The organism is Serratia sp. Tan611, assembly GCF_905188235.1.
Classification (GTDB): Bacteria; Pseudomonadota; Gammaproteobacteria; order Enterobacterales; family Enterobacteriaceae; genus Serratia_B; species Serratia_B rhizosphaerae.
In genome coordinates this window covers 4,069,399-4,091,393 of record NZ_LR994655.1, presented here as the reverse complement: position 1 = coordinate 4,091,393, position 21,995 = coordinate 4,069,399, and the positions used below count along the sequence as shown (strand labels likewise).

Here is a 21,995-nt window from a genome sequence, read left to right as displayed (position 1 = left end):
AGAGGACGTTATGGAACGTATTGAATTGAGCTATCCGGCTGTGGAGCGCGTGGTCGGCCAACGGTTGGCCGGCGTGGTCGGCTCCGGCGATATGGAGGCGTTGTTTGAACCTGCAGAGGACGATGTGCTGCGGGTAGTGATTAAAACCTCGGTCAACGGCAGCCAGCAGCGTTGGCGGCATCTGTTCGAGCGTTTGGCTGCGCTGCGCAGCCTGCCGGCGGGGCAACTGGAGATCAACGATTTCGGCGCGACGCCGGGGGTGGCGCGTCTGCGGATTGAGCAGGTATTTGAGGAGGCCGGCCATGCGTGAAGATCTCAGCTTTATTGAACTCAGCGCCCGTGAGCGGGCGCGGCATTTACTCGACGACGGCAGCTTCCGCGAACTGCTGGGGCCGTTTGAACGTATTACCTCACCGTGGCTGGAGCCGCAGGGCATCGTCACCCAGGCGGATGACGGCATGGTGGTGGCCAAAGGCACCCTGAACGGCCAGCCGGCGGTGGTGGCGGCGGTTGAGGGGGCGTTCCAGGGCGGCAGCATGGGCGAGGTTTCCGGCGCCAAAATGGCGGCGGCGCTGGAGCTGGCGGCAGAGGATAACCGCAACGGCATTCCGACGCAGGCGGTGCTGCTGCTGGAAACCGGCGGCGTGCGTTTGCAGGAGGCCAATCTGGGGCTGGCGGCGATCGCCGATATTCATGCCGCTATCGCCGACCTGCGGCGCTATACCCCGGTGGTGGGCATTATCGCCGGTACCGTCGGCTGCTTCGGCGGCATGTCGATTGCCGCCGGCCTGTGCAGCTACCTGATCGTCACCCGCGAGGCGCGGCTGGGGCTTAACGGTCCGCAGGTGATTGAGCAGGAGGCGGGAATTGACGAGTACGACTCCCGCGACCGGCCGTTTATCTGGAGCATGACCGGCGGCGAGGTGCGTTACCGCAGCGGTTTCGCCGACGTTGAGGTGGAGGACGCGCTGCATCAGGTGCGCGCTGCGATGCTGGATTGCCTGGCGCGCGGCGTGCCGGCGCAGCACCGCAGTGAACGCTATGACTATTACCTGCCGAAACTGACGCAGTTTGACAGCCGTCAGCAGGCGGACGCCGCCGTGGTGGCGCAACTTTTCACTCGGGAGGATCGCGCATGAGCACGCAGACAAGAAGCCGCGGTGACTATTGGTTTTCCCTGCTGACGCAGGGGAGCGAGGAACGGCGCGGACAGTGCGCCTCGGTCAGGGTCGCCGACGGCGATCTCGACGGACAGGCGGCGCGCTTTATCGCCGTGGTGCCGGACGCCGACAACCATTACCCGCGCGCCGCGCGCGGCGAGGTGGGACTGCTGGAGGGCTGGACGCTGGCGCAGGTGGTGAGTGAAGCGGTGGCGGCAGACCAGAATCAAACGCAGAAACGCGCCATCGTGGCGATTATCGACGTACCGAGCCAGGCCTACGGCCGCCGCGAAGAGGCGTTCGGCATTCATCAGGCGCTGGCGGGCGCGGCGGGTGCCTACGCGGCGGCGCGGCTGGCCGGGCATCCGGTGATTGGGCTGATCGTCGGCAAGGCGATGTCGGGGGCGTTTTTGGCGCACGGCTATCAGGCTAACCGGCTGATCGCCTTTAACGATGACGGCGTGATGATCCACGCCATGGGCAAGGCATCCGCCGCGCGCATTACGCTGCGTTCGGTCGAGGCGCTGGAGAAACTGGCCGCCTCTATCCCGCCGATGGCCTACGACATCGGCCACTACCGCTCGCTGGGGTTGCTGGACCAGTTGCTGGATATCTGCGATCCGTTGCAGGCGACGCAGCAGGAGCTGGCGCTGGTGCGCCAGACGCTCGCCACGGCGATCGCAGACAGCCGGCAGCAGGGCTGCGGGCTGGAAAATCGCCTGGGGGCGGACAACCGCCGCAGTTCCGCACTGGTGCGCGAGCGCATGCGCGCCGAATGGTAAGACAGGCTTTCGTTAACGTCAGTTCGTCATAACCGGGTCGGGGAGGGAGCGAACCCTTTCCGGCTGATAACAACCAATCGCTACCTTCATCTGCATCTTTGCTACGGGCACGACAACACCAGTAAATAAGAAACACATCGCACCTGAACTGACTGAATTTTTTTCTTTTTAACAGGTGATTTATGACATACATCATTATTCATGCGTTGGCGCCGATTTTTGTCATCATGCTGCTGGGGTTTTACGCCGGCAAGACAAAAATGGTCGATAACCAGAATGTTTCTTTGCTTAATATTTTTGTGATGGATTTTGCTTTGCCCGCGGCGCTGTTCAGCGCCACCGTACAAACCCCATGGTTGGGCATCGTGCAGCAGTCGCCGCTGATTGTGGTGCTGGTGTTGGCGATGTGGCTGACCTACGCGGCGATTTATGCCGTCAGCACCCGGCTGTTCCACAAGTCGCCGCAGGATGCGGCGGTGCTGACGCTGACCGTGGCGCTGCCCAACTATGCGGCGCTCGGCCTGCCGATCCTCGGCAGCGTGTTGGGCGAGTCGCCGGGCACCTCGCTGTCGGTGGCGGTTTCCATTGCCTGCGGCTCGGTGCTGATGACGCCGTTTTGTCTGCTGATCCTGGAGCGAGAAAAAGCCCGCGCCGGCGGCGGTGCACAGCAGGCGGGGTTGCGTATGCTGCCGCTGCTGATGTGGCGCTCGGTGATTAAACCGATTGTCTGGGGGCCGCTGTTGGGCGTGGTGCTGTCGGCCATCGGCGTGCGGATGCCGGAGATGGTGCTGGCGGCGATCAAACCGCTCGGGCTGGCGGCCACCGCGGCGGCGCTGTTCCTGACCGGGGTGATCTTGTCGGCGCGCCGCCTGCAAATCAATGCCTCGGTGCTGCTGGCCAGCGTCACCAAACTGCTGATCCAGCCGTTTATCGCCTGGGGCATCGTGCTGGCGTTAGGGCTGCACGGCAGCGTGGCGATCACCGCGATCCTGATGATTGCGCTGTCGGCGGGCTTTTTCGGCATCGTGTTCGGCAACCGCTTCGGCGTCCGGTCGCCGGATGCGGAAGCCACACTATTGATAAGCTCGGTGCTGTGTATCCTGACGCTGCCGCTGTTTATCACCCTGACTGCCGGTCTGTAACGGAGGAAACCATGATACGTCCGCATGACCTGCTATGGACGGAAAGCGTCGAGGCGCTGATATTTCCCGGCGTTTCACCGGCATGGTTGGCGCGGCAGCAGCTGCGCGACTTGCCGCTGGTAGTGCGGCGCGATATGCCGCGCGACGGCGCCATTCCGGTGGGGATCCGCGGCGAAACGCGCGCGCAGCGGGCGGCAGCCTGGTTGCCGCCCGCTGCGGTATGCCGGCGGGTGACGCCGGAGTCGCTGGTGGCCGGGCTGTCGGCGGCGTCGCCTTTCGCCGCCCTGCCGCCGGTGCGTGCGCTGCGCGAACTGGCGGCGCAGCCGTGGCGCTGGGCGTGGGGTGTGACCGGCAGCTGCGGCTATGCGCTGGCCACCGGCCTGCCGGTGATGCATCCGGACAGCGATCTGGACCTTACCGTACGCTGCCCGCAGCCCGTCGGGCGTGCGGCGCTGCATGCGCTGGCGCAGCGGTTGCGCACGCTGCCGTGCCGGGTCGATCTGCAGGTTGAAACCCCATACGGCGGTTTTGCGCTGAACGAGTGGCTGCGCGACGGGCGGGTACTGTTAAAAACCAACGGCGGCCCTTATCTGACCGATGCGCCATGGTCGGCGCCGCAGGAGTGACGATGAAGATTCTGTTTACCTTTCCCGGCCAGGGGCCGCAGACGCCGCAGATGCTGCATCAACTGCCGGATAACGCCGTCAGCCGCGAGCTGCTGGCGCAGGCGCGCCAGGTGCTGGGGGAGGATCCGCTGTTGCTGGACAGCGCGCAGGCGCTGCGAAAAACGCGCGCGGTGCAGCTCTGTCTGCTGATTGCCGGCGTAGCCTATGCCCGCGAACTGGAGCAGAACGGCGTGACGGCCGATTTCGTCAGCGGCCTGTCGATCGGCGCATTTCCGGCGGCGGTGGTGGCCGGCGCGCTGAGTTTTGAGGATGCGCTGCAGCTGGTGGCGCTGCGCGGCGAGCTGATGGAGCAGGCTTATCCGCAGGGCTATGGCCTGGCGGCGCTGGTTGGTCTGTCGCAAGACCGGGTGGAGGCGTTAATCGCGCAGCTGCATGGCGGGCAGTCGCCGCTGTATCTGGCCAATATCAACGCCGAAGATCAGATGGTGGTGGCCGGCAGCGACGACGCGCTGCAGCAAATTATGGCGCTGGCAAAACAGGCCGGTGCGGCGAAGGCCAGCCGGCTGGCGGTCAGCGTGCCGTCCCACTGCCCACTGCTGGCGCAGCCGGCGGACAGGCTGGCGGAAGCTATGCGGGCGGTGACGCTGCGGCGTCCGCGCATTGCCTATCTGAGCGGCAGCAGCGGGCGGGTGCTGTGGCAGCCTGAACGTATCGCCGACGATCTGGCCTATAACATGGCGCGCACCGTGCGCTGGCATGAGGCGATGACGGCGGCGTATGAACGGGAAGTACGTCTGGCGATTGAAATGCCGCCGGGGGCGGTGCTCACCGGGCTGACGCGTAAGGTGATGACGCAGGGAGAAGCGCTGTCCCGCTGCCAGTTGGGGCTGGCGGCGGTCGTCGGCATCGTCGCGCGCTATCGCCGCGAGGTTTAACGGGGCCGCTCCCCACGGGCGTACATGCGGCTCTCCGCCGTCAGCGCCAGCAGGTTCGGATCCTGCTGCTGATTGCGGTTGAACACCAGCGCGATGGTCTGGCGCATTTGGTAGCGTTCGCACAGCGGCATCAGACGCACCGTGTGCTCGTAAACCTTTTTCATGCGGCCGGGCAGCAGGGTATAGCCAACGCCGGCCTGCACCAGACTGAGCATCGAGAAGATATCGTTGACCCGGGTGACGATCTCCGGCTCAAAACCGGCGATCTGAAAAGCTTCGGTAAAGCCGTGGTAGGTGGCGAACCCTTCGGTCAGCGAGACAAATTTCTGGCTGCGGAAATCCTGCAGATCCGCCGGGCCGTCGACGATCAGCGCGGAGCTGGCGGAGGCGGCAAGAAAAATATCGTCTTTAAACAGCGGTTGGATCTCAAAGCGCTGCGGATCTATCTGGCTGTCGGAGACGGAAATCAGAATCGCGTCCAGTTGCTGCGTCTGCAATTGCGCCAGCAGCGCGGCGTTAGAACCCATCGTCAGATTGATTTCCAGCTCCGGGCGGCGCAGCTTAAGGCCCATAATCAGGCGCGGCACCGTTTCCAGCGTCAGCGAATAGAGCGTGCCGAGCCGCAGGCGCTGCTGCCCGAAGCCGGCCTTCAGCCGCGTCTCTTCAATACCTTTATGGGTCAGCCCGACGATATCGCGGGCGTAGTCCGCCAGCGTATGGGCGGCGGGCAGCGGCTGCAGGTTGCGCCCCTGATGGATAAACAGCGGGCAGCGTATGCCGGCTTCCAGCGTATGCAGCGCGCGGTGGACGCTGACGCCGCTCAGCCCCAGCCGTTCGGCGGCGCGGGCGATGTTTTCCGTCTCCATAAAGGCCAGAAAGATTTCCAGTTTTTTCAGGGTTATTTCACTGTCGATCATTGACGCGTCCCTTGGCGGTGTCTGCGCATCATCATAACAACAATCGCGGCGGGCGGCTTCCCATTGCCGCGTCAAGCCGCTATATTGCCCGCCGCAAAAAAGAGCTGAACTTTGCGAGCGCTCGCTGAAATCTGGGCTGAACAAAGCAGTACACTTACCATAAACAGGCCTGGGGAGGGCGCACGATGGATTACGAATTTCTGCGGGATGTGACCGGTCAGGTAATCGTCAGATTTTCTATGGGACATGAAGCCATCGGCCATTGGATCAATGAAGAGCTGAAAGGCGATCTGAATCTGCTGGACCGGATTGAGAGCGGCGCAGCGCAGGTGAAGGGCAGCGAACGTCAGTGGCAGCTGGAAGGGCATGAATATACGCTGCTGATGGACGGCGAAGAGGTGATGATCAGAGCCAATCAGCTGCTGTTCGAAGGCGACGAGATGGAGGAGGGGATGAGCTATTACGATGAAGAGAGCCTCTCCTTCTGCGGCGTGGAAGACTTCCTGGCGGTGTTGAAGGCCTACCGGCACTTTATGTTGAACTACTGAACCAGGCTGTTGCTGACCGGGCGGCGCCCGCCGCCCGCATATTCTTATTTTAGCTACCACCTTATTGATTAAATAAAATCAAAAAATCACTCCCGGTCGTGATAACTGCGATCGCGCTCTCTATTTTTTATAATTTGATTCAATATAATCATTGTGATTAAAATAAATCAAAATGAGGGTGCTATGAAACTGAAAGCGGCAATAGAGAAGATCCCCGGCGGGATGATGGTTGTTCCGCTGGTGCTTGGCGCGCTGTTGAACACGTTTACACCAGAGGCTTTAGACATTGGCGGCTTCACCACCGCGTTATTCAAAAACGGCGCCGCGCCGCTGATCGGCGCTTTCCTGCTGTGCATGGGGGCCGGCATCAGTTTTAAAGCGGCACCGCAGGCGCTGCTGCAGGGCGGCACCATTACGCTGACCAAACTGCTGGTGGCGATGGCGCTGGGGCTGGGCGTGGAACGGCTGTTTGGCGCCGACGGCGTCTTCGGCCTGACCGGCGTGGCGATTATCGCGGCGATGAGCAACTCCAACGGCGGCTTGTATGCGGCGCTGGTCGGCGAGTTCGGCAATGAGCGCGATGTCGGCGCTATTTCCATTTTATCGCTCAACGACGGCCCCTTCTTCACCATGATCGCGCTCGGCGCCGCCGGCATGGCCAACATTCCGCTGATGGCGCTGGTCGCGGTGCTGGTGCCGCTGTTGGTGGGTATGTTGCTGGGCAACCTCGATCCGAACATGCGCGAGTTTCTGACCAAAGGCGGCCCGGTGCTGATCCCGTTCTTCGCCTTTGCGCTCGGTGCCGGCATTAATCTGGAAATGCTGCTGCAGGGCGGGCTGGCGGGCATTCTGCTGGGGGCATTGACCACCTTTGTCGGCGGTTTCTTTAACATCCGCGCCGATCGGCTGGTCGGCGGCAGCGGTATCGCCGGGGCGGCGGCTTCCAGCACCGCGGGCAATGCGGTGGCGACGCCGCTGGCGATTGCGCAGGCGGACCCCTCGCTGGCATCGGTCGCTGCGGCGGCTGCGCCGCTGATTGCCGCCTCGGTGATTACCACGGCGATCCTGACGCCGGTTCTCAGTTCCTGGGTGGCGAAGCGTAATGCAGCAGCGAAGGAGAAGGCGGCATGAAAATGATTGTGATTGCCGATGATTTTACCGGCGCCAATGATACCGGCGTGCAGCTGGCGAAAAAGGGCGCGCGCACCAATGTGCTGTTGAATGACCGGCAGCAGGCGCCGCGCGGCGGCGATGTACTGGTGATCAATACCGAAAGCCGTGCGCTGCCGGCTGCGGAGGCGGCGCGTAAAGTCAGCGATGCGCTGCGTCCGTACTGCGACGATGAACGGCCGCCGCGGGTGTACAAAAAGATTGATTCCACCTTCCGCGGCAACGTCGGGGCAGAAATTGCCGCAGCGATGCAGGCCAGCGGCGCACGGCTGGCGATTGTCGCGGCGGCGATCCCGGCTGCCGGACGGGTTACGCGGGATGGGGCGTGCTGGGTGCACGGCGTGCCGCTGCTGGAAACCGAATTCGCCAGCGATCCGAAAACACCGATTGCCTCGTCACAGATTAGCACCCTGATTGGCCTGCAAACCGATATTGCCATCCATGAACTGGATCTGGCGACGGTGCGCGGTGCGCAGTTGGATGAGCAACTGGCGCTGCTGGCGCAGCAGGGCGGCATTGTGGTGGCGGACGCCGAACTGGATGGCGATCTGGCGCTGCTGGCGCAGAGTATCGGCCGGCTTGCCACGCCCGTTCTGCTGGTGGGTGCCGCCGGCCTGGCGAATGCGCTGCCGTCGGACTGGTATCTCAGCGATCGGCAGCGGCTGCCGGTGCTGGTGGTGGCCGGTTCGATGAGTGAGGCCACCCGTCGGCAGATTGCCTTCGCCGAGCAGGAGAAGTCGCTGGGCATCGTCGATATCGATGTGCAGGCATTGCTGTCGGCACATGGCGCGCAGGTATGCAGCGACATCGTCGCGCAGGCGGTGGCGATACTGCAGGCGCGTCAGCACTGCGTATTGCGTACCTGCCGTGACGACGATGCGCGTCAGCAGGTCGAGCAGCTGTGCGCCGAATTGTGCATCAGCCGCCAGCAGTTGGGCGATCGCATCAGCCAGTCGCTGGGGGAGATGACGCTCGGGATTATCAACCACGCGCGTATCGGCGGCCTGTTCCTGACCGGCGGGGATATCGCGATTGCCGTCGCCCGGGCGCTGGGGGCGGAAGGTTACCGCATTAACGGCGAAGTGGCGCCCTGCGTACCGTGCGGCGCCTTTATCAACAGTGAAATTGACGATCTGCCGGTGATCACCAAGGCCGGCGGTTTTGGCGGCGAAACCACGCTGCGCGATGCGCTTTATTTTATTGAGGAGATGTACAGTGGCAAATAACATCATAGCGATTACCATGGGCGACCCGGCGGGCATCGGGCCGGAAATTATCATCAAGGCGCTGGCCGAGGGAGAGCTGTCCGGCGCCCGCGCCGTGGTGGTGGGCTGCTTGCAGACGCTGCAGCGTATCCAGGCGCTGGGCATTACGCCGGCGACGGAACTGCGGCCGATAGCAACGGTGGCCCAGGCGCGTTTTGCGCCGGGGGTGATCAACGTGATCGATGAGCCGCTGGCGGATCCCGCGGCGCTGGAGGCGGGCAAAGTACAGGCGCAGGCGGGGGATCTGGCCTACCGCTGTGTAAAACGCGCTACCGAGCTGGCAATGGCGGGTGACGTGCAGGCTATCGCCACCGCGCCATTGAACAAAGAAGCGCTGCATCTGGCGGGACATATGTACCCGGGTCATACCGAGCTGCTGGCGACGCTGACCCACAGTCGTGATTACGCCATGGTGTTGTATACCGATAAACTGAAAGTGATCCACGTTTCCACCCACATTGCCCTGCGCACGTTTCTGGATACATTGAGCGCCGAGCGGATCGAAACGGTAGTGTCGATGGCGGATACCTTCCTCAAGCGGGTGGGCTTCAGCCAGCCGCGCATCGCCGTCGCCGGCGTTAACCCGCACGCCGGGGAAAACGGCCTGTTTGGCGATGAAGAGATCAAAATTGTCAGCCCGGCGATTGCGGCGGCGAAGACGCGGGGCATTGATGTCTACGGGCCCTGCCCGCCGGACACGGTCTTCCTGCAGGCCTATGAAGGGCAGTACGATATGGTGGTGGCGATGTACCACGATCAGGGACATATTCCGCTGAAGCTGCTGGGTTTTTATGACGGGGTGAATATTACCGCCGGGCTACCGTTTATTCGGACTTCCGCCGACCACGGTACGGCCTTTGATATTGCCTGGACAGGTAAAGCCAAGTCTGAGAGCATGGCGATCTCGATACAATTAGCCACGCAGCTTGCCTAATCAAGGGACTATGAAGCCACAACATCGTCTGGACCAGATTCTGGACTATTTAAAGGGCCATAATCTGGTCACGGTTGAACAACTGGTTGCGGCGATCGACGCATCGCCGGCCACCATTCGCCGCGACCTGATCAAACTGGATGAACAGGGCGTTATCAACCGCAGCCATGGCGGCGTGGCGCTCAATCGTTTTATTCCCGCCCAGCCTACCACCAATGAAAAACAGCTGCGTCATCTGCAGGAAAAGCGCGCCATTGCCCGGCAGGCGCTGGCGCTGATTAAGCCTGGCGATGCGGTGGTGCTGGACGCCGGCACCACCATGCTGGAGCTGGCGCGTAATCTGACCCATCTGCCGTTACGGGTGATCACCGCCGATCTGCGCATTGCCCTGCTGCTGTCGGAGTTCAAACAGATAGAGGTCACCATTATCGGCGGACGCATTGATGACAGCAGCCAGTCCTGCATCGGCGACCATGGCCGCCGGCTGCTGCGCGGCGTCTATCCGGACATTGCCTTTATCAGCTGTAACTCCTGGAGCCTGGAGAAGGGCGTTACCACGCCGACGGAAGAGAAGGCCGGGCTGAAGCAGGATCTGGCGGCCAACGCGCGCCGGCGCGTGTTGTTGGCGGACAGCAGCAAATACGGCGCCTATTCGCTGTTTTGCGTGACGCCGCTGGCCGAGCTGACCGACATTGTGACCGACGGCGCCCTGCCGGCGGAGATACAGCAGCAATTAACGGCGTTGCCTGCACAGTTGCATCTGGCGTAGCCGTCCGCAGCCATGGCGGGCCGCTCGTCCGCCAGGCGTTATTCCCCCTCTATTTTCCCCGTGCTTGTCACCGACGGACAACGTGACCTACCCCCGGTTTAATGCCGATTTGTTTTGTATCCCTACCATTTTTAGGTTACATCTTGTTAATAAATATAAATCATTTTGTTACAAATAAGGCAAGGGCAGGGGGAAGCGATGGATTGGGTGATAGCGGGGTTGTCGGCCGTTAATGGCGTGGTATGGGGTGTCCCGATGCTGATCGGCATTCTGGGCATTGGTATTTTTCTGCAGATTAGGCTCTCTTTTTTGCCGATTCGCCGGTTAGGCACCGGATTTAAGCTGTTGTTCGAGCGTAATCACGACCGTGGCGACGGGCAGATCTCACCGTTCAATGCGCTGATGACCGCGCTGTCCGCCACCATTGGCACCGGCAATATTGCCGGCGTTGCTACGGCGGTGGTGCTCGGCGGCCCCGGAGCGCTGTTCTGGATGTGGATCACCGCGCTGGTGGGCATGGCGACCAAGTATTCCGAGGCGGTGTTGGCGGTGCGCTTTCGTGAAGTTGACGATCGCGGTCACTATGTCGGCGGGCCGATGTACTACATCAAGCACGGGTTAGGCAAAAAATGGATGTGGCTGGGGACGCTGTTTGCCTTTTTCGGCAGTATCGCCGGCTTCGGCATCGGCAATACCGTGCAGGCCAATTCGATTGCCGAGGCGCTGAACAGTAACTTCGGCATTTCCCACGGGATGACCGCCGGCGTTCTGGTGGTGCTGGTGGGGGCGGTGCTGATCGGCGGTATTAAACGCATCGCCGACGTGGCGGGGAAACTGGTGCCGCTGATGACGGTGGGCTATTTCGCCGCCGGCATCATTGTGCTGGGGCTGAACGTGAGCGAGATCCCTGCGGCCTTCTCGCTGATTATTACCTCCGCCTTTACGCCGGTGGCGGCGCAGGGCGGCTTCGCCGGCGCGGCGGTCTGGGCGGCGATTCGCTTTGGCGTGGCGCGTGGGGTGTTCTCCAACGAGGCCGGTCTGGGCAGCGCGCCGATCGCCCACGCGGCAGCAAAAACGCAGAACCCGATTCGTCAGGGGCTGATCGCCATGCTGGGCACCTTTATCGACACCATCATCGTCTGCTCCATCACCGGCCTGACCATCATTATCAGCGGCAAATGGATCAGCGGTGAGACGGGTGCGGCGCTGACCTCGACGGCCTTCTCGTCGTCTCTGCCGGGCGGTAACTACATTGTGGCGGTGGCACTGGCAATTTTTGCCTTTACCACCATTCTGGGCTGGAGTTTTTACGGCGAGAAGTGCATTCAGTATCTGTTCGGGCCGAAGATGATCGTACCGTTCCGCATCGCCTGGATCATCGCGCTGCCGATTGGCGCCACCCAGTCGTTGGAGTTTGTCTGGCTGCTGGCCGATACGCTGAATGCAATGATGGCGATCCCGAACCTGATCGCCCTGGCGCTGTTAAGCCCGGTGGTGTACCGCCTGACGCGCGCGCATATTAATGACGTGAATGCGCCATCGGTGCAGGCCGACAGCACTAATCCGTAGCGTTGGTCGCTAAAACAGCGGGGCAGCCTTGGCTGCCCCGTGTGGTTTACAGGTGAGGAATATTCCGCCCGTAATAGATCTCCTGCATCTCTTTCCACAGCAGATCGGTAATCCGTTGTCGTTCTTCCTCACTCAGCGCCTCGGGTTTGGCGTTGAACAGATAGTGCTTCAGGTCGAAATCTTTCAGCAGCATCTTGGTATGGAAGATATTTTCCTGATAAACGTTCACATCCATCATGTGGTACAGCGCCTTCATATCCTCAGACATAAAGTTCTGGATCGAATTGATCTCATGATCGATATAGTGCTTCACGCCGTTAACGTCACGGGTAAAACCGCGTACGCGGTAATCCATGGTGACGATATCCGACTCGAGCTGGTGGATCAGATAGTTCAGCGCCTTCAGCGGGGAAATCACGCCGCAGGTTGAGACTTCTATGTCGGCGCGGAAGGTGCACAGACCGCCCTCCGGATGACTTTCCGGGTAGGTGTGTACGCAGATATGGCTCTTGTCCAGGTGTGCCACCACCGTATTGGGCAGCGGGCCGGGGTGCTCCGAGGTATCAACGTCTCTCGGATCGACCGGTTCCTCGCTCACCAGAATGGTGACGCTGGCGCCTTGCGGCTCGTAATCCTGACGTGCGATGTTCAGAATGTTGGCGCCAATGATCGAGCAGGTCTCGCTGAGGATCTCGGTCAGGCGGTTGGCGTTGTATTGTTCGTCAATGTAGGCGATATAGCCATCGCGGTCGTCCGCGGTTTTGGCGTAACAAATATCGTAAATACAAAAACTCAGGCTTTTGGTCAGGTTATTGAAGCCGTGCAGTTTCAGCTTTTGCAATTTGGTTCACCCCCTTTGTTTTTCTCGGGTCTAGCGTGGAATGCGCTCTTTGCCGCTTATGCCGGTGCGTTGGCCAGGGCATTGAGCAGGTATTGCGGCAAGGCAAAGCTGCCGCTGTGGACCGCCGGGTTGTAATAACGGCAGTGTAAACCGCTTTGGTTAAAGCGCTGTTGCAGCGTGGCGAGGTCAAGCTGACGCAGCGCCGGGTTCTGGCTGGCCCAGGCAAAGGTCATAATGCCGCCGTAATAGGTCGGGATTGCCGCCTGATAAAAGCTGACGTCCTGGAAATAGTGGCTTAACCGGGTGTGGCTGTTGACGGCCTCATCCTGCTGCAGGAAGCAGACGCCGTTCTGCGCGACGAAAATGCCGTTCTCATTCAGGCAGCGGGCGCAGCCTTCATAGAATGCCGAGGTAAACAGGCTTTCGCCGGGGCCGATCGGGTCGGTGCAGTCGGAGATAATCACATCGAATTTTTCATCGGTCTGATTAACGAAGTTAACGCCGTCGTCGATCACCAGTTTGAAACGCGGGTCGTCGTAGGCGCCGGCGTTGTGGTTGGGCAGGTACTGGCGGCAGAACTCCACCACGCCGGCATCAATTTCCACCATGGTGATCTGCTCAACGCCGCGGTGGCGGCTGACTTCACGCAGCATACCGCCGTCGCCGCCGCCGATGATCAATACTTTCTTCGCCTGGCCGTGGGCCAGCAGCGGTACGTGAGTCATCATCTCGTGGTAGATGAACTCGTCGCGTTCGGTGGTCTGCACCACGCCGTCGAGCGCCATCACGCGTCCTAACACTGCGTTTTCAAAGATCACCAGATCCTGATGCTCGGTTTTTTCACGGTACAGCTCTTTCTCTACCGCGAAGTATTGACCAAAGCTGTCGTGCAGCGTTTCATACCAAATTTCTTTTTGGGCCATGTCGGGATGCTCCGTAATAACAGCCATGAAAAATCGGCGCAACATAATAGCTAACTCTGCTACAGGTTGCACGGTGGAATTTCACACAATCAGCGGGAAAAGGGACGAGCGGCGGCGAGGGAGCCGGCCGCCTTTAGTTGGCGTAGGCCAGCAGGCTGAGGGAGTCGCGCGCCAGCGATTTGCACTTGGTCGGCGTGGGGATGGCGATGCCGCTGAGATCGCGGTAGCTGTCCTCGCCCAGGGCTTTCATATCAAAGTGATTATAGTTGCTGAGATCCCAACGGTTTTGCTGGGCAAAATAGACGATGGCGCGTTTGACCTGCTCGTTAGGCAAATCTTTGTAACCACAGTTGTTTTTCAGGTACACAAACACCGCGGTCAGATCCGCCAGGTCTTCCGCCTCTGATTCATTGAGCGCCAGGCTGGCGTTGGAAAAGCCCAGCGTACTCAGCAACAGTATCAATAAAGTTGTCTTTTTCATCGTGACAATGGGGCCGTTGGTTGTCTGCAGACGTTACCACACTTTTTCCCTTCCCACTCTACTTTCGTCTGCGGGGGATGCTTTGCAGTTTATCCGGCCTGCACGTATGATTTCTGTTCGTTTCACAGGAGGGTAGGCACAAGGAGTGTATAACGATGACGGCATTAATGTTCCCCTGTACGGTATTCGAGACCCAAAAACGGATGGATGACTACGGAGCGGAGGATATGCGCAGCGGCGACCTGACGGCTGGCCAGTTAAAGACGCAGTTTCGTTTAACGGACATCTCTACCAAGGTAGATCCGTACACGCTGAGGCGGCTCGCCGCTTTTGGCGGCCGGTCGTCAATGTTCAGGCCGCCGGCTGCGGGTGGGCCGGTAGGGCGTCAGGAATGCGCCCGGATACTATTTGATGAGTTCCGGGAACTGTCAGCGACCTTTGCGCTATACGGCCCGTATCGGCATTTGATTGGCAAGATGATCAACCATATGCAATACGGTAACGGCACGCCGTTTCGGGATGCGTTGTTAGACCAGGCGCTGAAGGCGCATATTATTAATGATAGGACGGACAATAGTTCGTTATTAAAAATAAAAAATGCTTTAGATGAAAATATCGATAGGGTTAACGGTTATTTTCCCAATGAAAAGTTTTACAGGATAAGGGAAATTATTCTTGATGGGAGACTGCCCAAGTTCGATCGGTTTCAGGATAATTTTAACGGTATGGGGATAACCGTTTATGACACATGGGCAACGCATATCACCATAAAGTCACTCCACATAGAGAGTAGTGGCTATCGTGCGGCAGTGAACTACAAAGTACAAGATCACTTCGGTTTGGATGCAGAGGATATTTTGAAACTCAAATTTAATCAGTTTCGTTTTTTTCGCATCTGGTTTGTGCTGCAGCGCTATAGCCAATTTGGGTTTAAGCCGTTTATGACAAATATGGAAGCGGATATAGAGTTGCGGGGGGCGTGGTAATGAAGGTGAAATGTAAGGTAAAGCTTTTTGCTTTGGTTATCGTTATATTGCTTGGTTTATTGATATGGATATTGGTTCGCCCGGTGAAAATTATTGCCGTACATAAAAAAGGAGAGTTTGCTTCTGTTTTAGTTGAAAACTTTCCGCTTAGCGATCGGGGTAAAATGAATTGGTGGCTCAAAAACCAAAAAACATTCACAGCACAATATGGAATTCCTGCCCCGGCAAAAGATGGCTACTTTTTTGTCACATTCTGGAGGTTTGGGGATGGTTACAAAGAAGAAGGCAAGTACGATCGACTGTGTTTTGACGATATGACATCGCCAAAGAACTGTATTGAAAAGGATGCGGTTTTCTCTGTCAGCCACAGCCGTAATCTGGGCACCGTGTTTACCACCTATGAAGGGCGCTACAAACTGCAAGAAAACGGTGAGATTGTGGCAGACCAGAGCACGTTTGAAGCCCGATGATTGGAGCACGATAGCTAGCGCCCAAATAACTTGACGTAACTTAACAAAACAAGACGAATCAAACTATTATTGATACTTGACCTTCCACCAAGGGGAGGGTTTAGGCTGGCCTGATGCTTTCATGTAACTGGAAAAGGGAGTCAGCTATGTTACGTCGTGATTTTATTAAGTTTACCGCTGCGCTGGGCGCGGCCAGCGCATTACCGCTCTGGAGCCGGGCCGCCTGGGCGGCCGATCTGCCCGCGCTGCCGATACCGCCGCTGCTGATGCCGGATGCGCAAGGAAAGCTGGCGCTGGCGCTGCAGACCGGCGAGATGAACTGGCTGCCGCAGGCGGCGACCAAAACCTGGGGCGTCAACGGCGCTCTGCTGGGGCCGGCGGTGCGTTTGCAGCGCGGCAAGCCGGTGACGGTCGATATCAACAACCAACTGCCGGAAGCCAGCACCGTACACTGGCACGGGCTGGAAATTCCCGGCGACGTCGACGGCGGCCCACAGGCGCTGATCGCGCCGGGCACTACCCGCACCGTACATTTCACCATTGACCAGCCGGCGGCCACCTGCTGGTTCCACCCGCATACGCACGGCAAAACCGGCCATCAGGTGATGATGGGGCTGGGGGGGCTGGTGCTGCTGGAAGATGAAGAGAGCGGCAAGCTGCCGCTGCCGAAAACCTGGGGTAAGGACGATATCCCGGTGATTTTGCAGGATAAACGCCTGGGCAAAGATGCGCAGATTGAGTATCAGCTCGATATCATGAGCGCGGCGGTGGGCTGGTTTGGCGACCGCATGTTTACCAACGGCGCGCAGTATCCGCAGCACATCGCGCCGCGCGGCTGGCTGCGCCTGCGTTTTCTTAACGGGTGTAACGCGCGCTCACTGCAGCTGGCGACCAGCGATCGGCGCCCGCTGTATGTGATCGCCAGCGACGGCGGCTTCCTCGGTGAGCCGGTGAAGCTGACGGAACTGCCGATGCTGATGGGCGAACGCTTTGAGGTGCTGGTCGACGCCAGCGACGGTAAACCGTTTGATATCGTCACGCTGCCGGTACAGCAGATGGGCATGACGCTGGCGCCGTTCGATCGGCCGCTGCCGGTGCTGCACATTCAGCCATCGCTGGCGCAGGGGATTAAATCCATGCCGGACAGCCTGGTGAAACTGCCGGCGCTGCCTGCCGCCGCCGGCGTACAGCAGCGTGAGTTCCGTCTGATGATGGATCCAAAGCTGGATATGCTGGGGATGAAAGCGCTGATGGACCGCTACGGCCATCAGGCGATGGCCGGCATGAGCATGGATCACGGCAGCATGGGCCACGGCGCACCGGAGAGCGGCGACAAGATGGCCGGTATGGATCACGGCAAGATGGATCACGGCAAGATGGCCGGTATGGATCATGGCACGATGGACCACAGCAAGATGGCGGGGATGAAGCACGGCGAGCAGTCGTATGATTTCAGCCACGGTAATACCATCAACGGCAAGGCGTTTGATATGAGCAAGCCGATGTTCGCCGCCAAGCGCGGGCAGTATGAGAAGTGGGTCATCTCCGGTGAAGGCGACATGATGCTGCATCCTTTCCACATTCACGGCACCCAGTTCCGTATTTTGAGTGAAAACGGCAAGCCGCCGGCGGCGCATCGCGCTGGCTGGAAGGACACGGTTCGGGTGGAAGGCGCGCGCAGTGAAGTGCTGGTGCAGTTCAACCATGAAGCCAGCGCAGAGCACGCCTATATGGCGCACTGCCACCTGTTGGAGCATGAAGATACCGGCATGATGATGGGCTTTACCGTCGCCTGACGGTAAAAATAGCAGGGCGGCGCGCTCGCGTCGCCTCTGCTGTCAGGCTATGCTAGAATCTGCGCCTTTCTTCCGGCAATAGACCTGAAAACTATGAAACACACTGTAGAAGTAATGATTTCCGAGCAGGAAGTTAAGACCCGAATCGCCGAACTTGGCCGCCAGATCACCGAAAATTACCGCGACAGCGGCAGCGATATGGTGCTGGTCGGGCTGCTGCGCGGCTCATTTATGTTTATGGCCGACCTGTGCCGCACCATTGAGGTGTCGCATGAGGTTGATTTCATGACCGCCTCCAGCTACGGCAGCGGAATGTCCACCACCCGCGACGTGAAAATCCTCAAAGATCTGGATGAAGACATCCGCGGCAAAGACGTGCTGATCGTGGAAGATATTATTGATTCCGGCAATACGCTGAACAAAGTGCGCGAGATTCTGGCGCTGCGCGGCCCGAAATCACTGGCGATCTGTACGCTGCTGGATAAACCGGAGCGTCGTGAAGTGGATGTGCCGGTAGAGTACGTCGGTTTCTCTATTCCGGACGAGTTTGTGGTCGGCTACGGCATCGACTATGCCCAGCGCTACCGCCATCTGCCGTATGTCGGCAAAGTGGTGCTGCTCGACGAATAATCAAGATTGGGGGCGGCGCGGTTTAACGCGCGCCCCGCCAGCTTACCGCTATCTATCAGACTTCGCTTACGGCTGCTGTAAGCCTTTACTCTGCAACAGCGTCGAAATGCCTTTGTTATAGCCCAGCTCCAGGCTTTCGCGGCTGGTCGCCGTAACGTCCAGATCGCGCAGACGCCCGTCCTGAATGCCATATACCCAGCCGTGAATCATCACTTTCTGGCCGCGCTGCCAGGCGGACTGCATGATGGTGGAGTGGCCCAGGTTATGCACCTGCTCGATCACGTTGATTTCGCAAAGGGCGTTGAGACACTCTTCCTTTTCGAGTTTTTCCAGTTGCGGGCTATGCTTGTACCACAGATCGCGGATATGCAGCAGCCAGTTGTTGATCAGCCCCAGCTCCGGGTTTTCGACCGCCGCCTGCACGCCGCCGCAGCCCAGGTGGCCGCAGATGATGATATGTTCGACCTGCAGGACGTCAACGGCGTACTGCACCACAGACAGACAGTTCAGATCGGTGTGTATCACCAGGTTGGCCACATTGCGGTGCACGAACAGTTCTCCCGGCTCCATTCCGGTCAGACGTTCGGCAGGCACGCGGCTGTCGGAACAGCCAATCCACAGAAAACGCGGTTTTTGCGCCTGCGCCAGACGTTCAAAGAATTCGGGGTCTTCCTGGTTGATGTTGGAGGACCACGCTTGGTTGTTGGCAATTAGCCTTTCGATCTCTTTCATGGAGGTTATGCACCTGTAATGAACACTTTGCGTTTGAGTAATATAGGACAAGCGTCACAGTTTTGAAATCGGAACAGTGGAGTTAACCGCACGGATTCAACTCGGCAGGCGCGCCGTTGATGGTAAGATCAGAGAAATTATTCAATAACATCAGTCTCGAAGACATGGTCATAGGGTACCCTTATCGCTTATGAATTATGCACTGGAATTAACACAGTTGACCAAGACCTACGCCGGCGGGGTCAAGGCATTGCGCGGCATCGACCTTCGCGTCGAAGCCGGTGATTTTTATGCCTTGCTGGGGCCGAACGGCGCGGGGAAATCCACCACTATCGGCATCATCAGCTCGCTGGTGAACAAAACCTCCGGCAAGGTGCAGGTGTTTGGTTACGACACCGACAAAGACATCGTCAACGCCAAACGCCAGCTGGGGCTGGTGCCGCAGGAGTTCAACTTCAACCCGTTTGAAACCGTGATGCAGATTGTGGTCAATCAGGCGGGCTATTACGGCGTGACGCGGCGCGATGCGCTGTCGCGCGCGGAAAAATACCTGACGCAGCTGGATCTGTGGGAAAAACGCAACGAGCGGGCGCGCATGCTGTCCGGCGGGATGAAACGCCGCCTGATGATCGCCCGCGCGCTGATGCATCAGCCCAAGCTGCTGATCCTCGATGAGCCGACCGCCGGGGTGGATATTGAACTGCGCCGCTCCATGTGGGGCTTCCTGAAAGACCTCAATGCGCAGGGCACCACCATCATCCTGACGACCCACTATCTGGAAGAGGCGGAGATGCTGTGCCGCAATATCGGCATTATCCAGAACGGCGAGCTGGTGGAGAACACCTCGATGAAAGGGCTGCTGGCGAAGCTGAAGTCGGAGACCTTTATCCTCGATCTGGCGGCGAAAAGCCCGCTGCCGGCGCTGGACGGCTATCACAGCCGCCTGGTCGACACCTCGACGCTGGAAGTGGAGGTAATGCGCGAACAGGGGCTGAACGGGCTGTTCAGCCAACTGAGCGCGCAGGGCGTACAGGTGCTGAGCATGCGCAACAAGGCCAACCGGCTGGAAGAGCTGTTTGTCACCCTGGTTAATGGTAATGGAGAAAAAGCATGACACGTTTGTACTGGGTGGCATTGCAGAGCATCTGGGCGAAAGAAGTGCACCGTTTTGCGCGCATCTGGGTGCAGACCCTGGTGCCGCCGGTGATCACCATGACGCTGTATTTTATCATCTTCGGTAATCTGATCGGTTCGCAAATCGGCAGTATGCATGGCTTCACCTACATGCAGTTTATCGTGCCCGGTCTGATTATGATGGCGGTGATCACCAACTCGTACGCCAACGTCGCCTCATCGTTCTTCAGCGCCAAATTCCAGCGCAATATCGAAGAGCTGCTGGTGGCGCCGGTGCCGACCCACGTGGTGATTGCCGGTTACGTCGGCGGCGGCGTGGCGCGTGGCATTTGCGTGGGCGTGCTGGTGACGGCAATCTCGCTGTTCTTCGTGCCGCTGCAGATCCACGCCTGGTGGGTGATTGCCGTCACGCTGCTGCTGACGGCGATCCTGTTTTCGCTGGGCGGCCTGCTTAATGCGGTCTTCGCCACCACCTTTGACGATATCAGCCTGATTCCGACCTTCGTGCTGACGCCGCTGACCTATCTGGGCGGGGTGTTCTACTCGCTGTCGCTGCTGCCGCCGTTCTGGCAGGCGGTGTCGAAGCTGAACCCGATCGTGTATATGATCAGCGGCTTCCGCTACGGCTTCCTCGGCGTGCACGACGTGCCGCTGACGCTGACCATGGCGGTGCTGCTGGCGTTTATCGCGGTGTTCTACCTGCTGGCCTGGTATCTCATTGAGCGCGGCCGAGGTCTGCGCACCTGATGTTTTCTCCCCTCCCGCATGTTTACAGCGGGAGGGGATGTTGCTTATCCCGCCTTTTTCTCCCCGCTGTAAATCATGCTATGCTGACGCACCCCCGACTTCTGGTCATTACGCACGGTTAAGCAGAACACTCTCATGCGGTTTCACATCAAAATAGCGGCCACGCTGGCTGGCGTGTTGACGTCGCTGCTGGCGCCTGCGGCGTCGGCCGGCCTGGTGTCGGCAGACAACGCGCTAAAATCCGGTTATATGGAAGCAAAACGCGACAGCGAAATCTATTCGCTGATTGGCGAACAGGTTATTCCGGTGGGCGAAGTGAAGGAAGGGCAACTGGTGCAGGTCTTTCCGGCGGACGCGGAATATTATGAGCTGAAGTTCGGCCACGGCGTAGGGTTTATCGATAAGGATGACGTCGAGCGCCTCAACAGGGCGCAGGCGGAAAAGGTGAAGGATCCGTTGGGTGAGCTGAACAAGCCGCTGACCAATCAGAACCTGATTACCCATAAAGCAATCAACGTCTACACCGCAGCGGATAACAAAAGCGAAATCTTCGGCATTCTGGAAGAGAACCTGCGCTACCCGATTATCGGCCGGCTGAAGGATCGGTTGAATAACACCTGGTATGAAATCAATCTCGGCGACCGGCTCGGTTACGTCAGCGAGCTGGACTGTGAGGTCGATAACGGTATCCCGGTGCTGACCTACCACCACCTGCTGAAGAATGACGAGAACAAGCGTTTTCGGCATACCTCCACTACCACCTCGGACGTGGCCTTCAGCAATCAGATGACCTACCTGAAGCAGGCCGGTTATGACACCATTTCGCTCTATCAGCTGGAAGCCTATCTGAAGAACCGGATTAACCTGCCGGGCAAAGCGGTGGTGCTGACCTTTGATGACGGCCTGAAATCGGTATACCGCTATGCCTATCCGGTGCTGAAACAGTACGGCTTCCGCGCGACGGCATTTATTATTTCGTCACGCATCAAGCGTCATCCGCAGAAGTGGAACCCGGACTCGCTGCAGTTTATGAGCATTTCAGAGCTGAAGCAGCTGCAGGATGTGTTTGATATCCAGTCACATACCCACTTCCTGCACCGCATCGACGGCTATAAGCGGCCGATCCTGCTAAGCCGCAGCCTGCACAATATTACGTTTGATTTTGAGCGCTCACGCCGCGCGCTGTCGCAGTTCAACCCGCATGTGTTGTACCTGTCCTATCCGTTCGGCGCCTATAACCAGAAGGCGGTGCAGGCTGCAGAAGACGCCGGCTTCCATCTGGCGGTGACGACGGTGCAGGGAAAAGTAAAGCCGGGCGACAACCCGTATAAGCTGAAGCGGTTGTATATTCTGCGTACCGATTCGATCCAGACGATGGCGGATCGCATCGCCAATAAGCCGGGCACGGTGGTGCAGTAACGCCGATAAAAAAGGGGCT

At 59.1% G+C, this 21,995-nt stretch carries 24 protein-coding genes; 19 read left to right on the top strand and 5 right to left on the bottom strand.

Annotation, left to right across the window (positions count from 1 at the left end; genetic code table 11):
* Positions 1–10 precede the first annotated feature (10 nt).
* The 6 genes from mdcC to mdcH all read left to right on the top strand — a co-directional run bounded on the left by mdcC (position 11) and on the right by mdcH (position 4,645).
* On the top strand, positions 11–310 hold the full coding sequence (mdcC, locus tag TAN611_RS19315; RefSeq protein WP_203066889.1) for a malonate decarboxylase acyl carrier protein: 300 nt from the start codon (positions 11–13) through the stop codon (positions 308–310).
* Positions 303–1,139 (top strand): biotin-independent malonate decarboxylase subunit beta, encoded by an 837-nt coding sequence (locus TAN611_RS19310; protein WP_187044141.1) that lies wholly within the window; start codon positions 303–305, stop codon positions 1,137–1,139. The genes mdcC and TAN611_RS19310 overlap by 8 nt, the downstream gene beginning before the upstream one ends.
* Entirely contained in the window at positions 1,136–1,942 is an 807-nt protein-coding gene (mdcE, locus tag TAN611_RS19305; RefSeq protein WP_187044142.1) for a biotin-independent malonate decarboxylase subunit gamma, read from the top strand. Before TAN611_RS19310 ends, mdcE begins: the two co-directional genes overlap by 4 nt.
* Before the next feature lie 182 nt (positions 1,943–2,124).
* On the top strand, positions 2,125–3,084 hold the full coding sequence (locus tag TAN611_RS19300) for an AEC family transporter (RefSeq protein WP_203066888.1): 960 nt from the start codon (positions 2,125–2,127) through the stop codon (positions 3,082–3,084).
* Between the two features lie 11 nt (positions 3,085–3,095).
* The gene (locus TAN611_RS19295; RefSeq protein WP_203066887.1) at positions 3,096–3,710 is read left to right on the top strand and encodes a malonate decarboxylase holo-ACP synthase; all 615 of its coding nucleotides are present in this window, start codon (positions 3,096–3,098) and stop codon (positions 3,708–3,710) included.
* A 2-nt stretch (positions 3,711–3,712) separates the two neighbouring features.
* Positions 3,713–4,645 carry a malonate decarboxylase subunit epsilon gene (mdcH, locus tag TAN611_RS19290; RefSeq protein ID WP_203066886.1) on the top strand — a complete coding sequence of 311 codons (933 nt, stop codon included), beginning with the start codon at positions 3,713–3,715 and terminating at the stop codon, positions 4,643–4,645.
* Here the strand turns inward: mdcH and TAN611_RS19285 are convergent.
* A complete protein-coding gene (locus tag TAN611_RS19285) occupies positions 4,642–5,562 on the bottom strand; it encodes a LysR family transcriptional regulator (RefSeq protein ID WP_203066885.1) in 921 nt (306 codons plus the stop codon). The genes mdcH and TAN611_RS19285 overlap by 4 nt on opposite strands.
* Before the next feature lie 185 nt (positions 5,563–5,747).
* Here TAN611_RS19285 and yacL point away from each other — a divergent pair, with 185 nt between their 5' ends.
* The 6 genes from yacL (at position 5,748) to TAN611_RS19255 (ending at position 11,817) form a co-directional block, all read left to right on the top strand.
* Complete coding sequence (gene yacL, locus TAN611_RS19280) at positions 5,748–6,110, top strand: protein YacL (protein ID WP_054307103.1); 363 nt, start codon at positions 5,748–5,750, stop codon at positions 6,108–6,110.
* Between the two features lie 183 nt (positions 6,111–6,293).
* Complete coding sequence (locus tag TAN611_RS19275) at positions 6,294–7,241, top strand: 2-keto-3-deoxygluconate permease 1 (RefSeq protein ID WP_105232474.1); 948 nt, start codon at positions 6,294–6,296, stop codon at positions 7,239–7,241.
* A complete protein-coding gene (locus tag TAN611_RS19270; RefSeq protein ID WP_111736502.1) occupies positions 7,238–8,506 on the top strand; it encodes a four-carbon acid sugar kinase family protein in 1,269 nt (422 codons plus the stop codon). The genes TAN611_RS19275 and TAN611_RS19270 overlap by 4 nt, the downstream gene beginning before the upstream one ends.
* On the top strand, positions 8,466–9,479 hold the full coding sequence (locus TAN611_RS19265; RefSeq protein ID WP_203067801.1) for a D-threonate 4-phosphate dehydrogenase: 1,014 nt from the start codon (positions 8,466–8,468) through the stop codon (positions 9,477–9,479). The genes TAN611_RS19270 and TAN611_RS19265 overlap by 41 nt, the downstream gene beginning before the upstream one ends.
* Positions 9,480–9,489: 10 nt before the next feature.
* Positions 9,490–10,248 carry a DeoR/GlpR family DNA-binding transcription regulator gene (locus TAN611_RS19260; RefSeq protein WP_105232471.1) on the top strand — a complete coding sequence of 253 codons (759 nt, stop codon included), beginning with the start codon at positions 9,490–9,492 and terminating at the stop codon, positions 10,246–10,248.
* 198 nt (positions 10,249–10,446) lie between these two features.
* Positions 10,447–11,817: a sodium:alanine symporter family protein gene (locus tag TAN611_RS19255; RefSeq protein ID WP_105232470.1), complete on the top strand. Its 1,371-nt coding sequence runs from the start codon at positions 10,447–10,449 to the stop codon at positions 11,815–11,817.
* A gap of 46 nt (positions 11,818–11,863) precedes the next feature.
* Here the strand turns inward: TAN611_RS19255 and speD are convergent, their stop codons facing one another.
* From speD to TAN611_RS19240, 3 genes are all read right to left on the bottom strand, one after another.
* Positions 11,864–12,658, bottom strand: a complete 795-nt coding sequence (speD, locus tag TAN611_RS19250) for an adenosylmethionine decarboxylase (protein ID WP_105232469.1) — start codon at positions 12,656–12,658, stop codon at positions 11,864–11,866.
* A gap of 56 nt (positions 12,659–12,714) precedes the next feature.
* Positions 12,715–13,581, bottom strand: a complete 867-nt coding sequence (gene speE, locus TAN611_RS19245; protein WP_111736504.1) for a polyamine aminopropyltransferase — start codon at positions 13,579–13,581, stop codon at positions 12,715–12,717.
* Positions 13,582–13,714: 133 nt separating this feature from the next.
* Positions 13,715–14,062 (bottom strand): YacC family pilotin-like protein, encoded by a 348-nt coding sequence (locus TAN611_RS19240; RefSeq protein ID WP_105232467.1) that lies wholly within the window; start codon positions 14,060–14,062, stop codon positions 13,715–13,717.
* Positions 14,063–14,217: 155 nt separating this feature from the next.
* Here TAN611_RS19240 and TAN611_RS19235 point away from each other — a divergent pair, with 155 nt between their 5' ends.
* From TAN611_RS19235 to hpt, 4 genes are all read left to right on the top strand, one after another.
* Positions 14,218–15,048, top strand: coding sequence for a DUF3289 family protein (locus TAN611_RS19235; protein ID WP_203066884.1), 831 nt, complete (start codon positions 14,218–14,220; stop codon positions 15,046–15,048).
* A complete protein-coding gene (locus TAN611_RS19230; RefSeq protein ID WP_105232465.1) occupies positions 15,048–15,518 on the top strand; it encodes a DUF943 family protein in 471 nt (156 codons plus the stop codon). Before TAN611_RS19235 ends, TAN611_RS19230 begins: the two co-directional genes overlap by 1 nt.
* Positions 15,519–15,664: 146 nt before the next feature.
* Complete coding sequence (gene cueO / locus TAN611_RS19225; protein ID WP_203066883.1) at positions 15,665–17,314, top strand: multicopper oxidase CueO; 1,650 nt, start codon at positions 15,665–15,667, stop codon at positions 17,312–17,314.
* A gap of 93 nt (positions 17,315–17,407) precedes the next feature.
* Complete coding sequence (gene hpt, locus TAN611_RS19220; RefSeq protein WP_105232463.1) at positions 17,408–17,944, top strand: hypoxanthine phosphoribosyltransferase; 537 nt, start codon at positions 17,408–17,410, stop codon at positions 17,942–17,944.
* Positions 17,945–18,010: 66 nt separating this feature from the next.
* Here hpt and can read toward each other — a convergent pair whose 3' ends face one another.
* The gene (can, locus tag TAN611_RS19215; RefSeq protein ID WP_105232462.1) at positions 18,011–18,676 is read right to left on the bottom strand and encodes a carbonate dehydratase; all 666 of its coding nucleotides are present in this window, start codon (positions 18,674–18,676) and stop codon (positions 18,011–18,013) included.
* Between the two features lie 190 nt (positions 18,677–18,866).
* Here can and TAN611_RS19210 point away from each other — a divergent pair, with 190 nt between their 5' ends.
* From TAN611_RS19210 to TAN611_RS19200, 3 genes are all read left to right on the top strand, one after another.
* Positions 18,867–19,790: an ABC transporter ATP-binding protein gene (locus tag TAN611_RS19210; RefSeq protein ID WP_015673745.1), complete on the top strand. Its 924-nt coding sequence runs from the start codon at positions 18,867–18,869 to the stop codon at positions 19,788–19,790.
* Complete coding sequence (locus TAN611_RS19205; RefSeq protein WP_105232461.1) at positions 19,787–20,557, top strand: ABC transporter permease; 771 nt, start codon at positions 19,787–19,789, stop codon at positions 20,555–20,557. The genes TAN611_RS19210 and TAN611_RS19205 overlap by 4 nt, the downstream gene beginning before the upstream one ends.
* A gap of 135 nt (positions 20,558–20,692) precedes the next feature.
* Positions 20,693–21,976: a polysaccharide deacetylase family protein gene (locus TAN611_RS19200; protein ID WP_105232460.1), complete on the top strand. Its 1,284-nt coding sequence runs from the start codon at positions 20,693–20,695 to the stop codon at positions 21,974–21,976.
* The last annotated feature ends 19 nt before the right edge of the window (positions 21,977–21,995 follow it).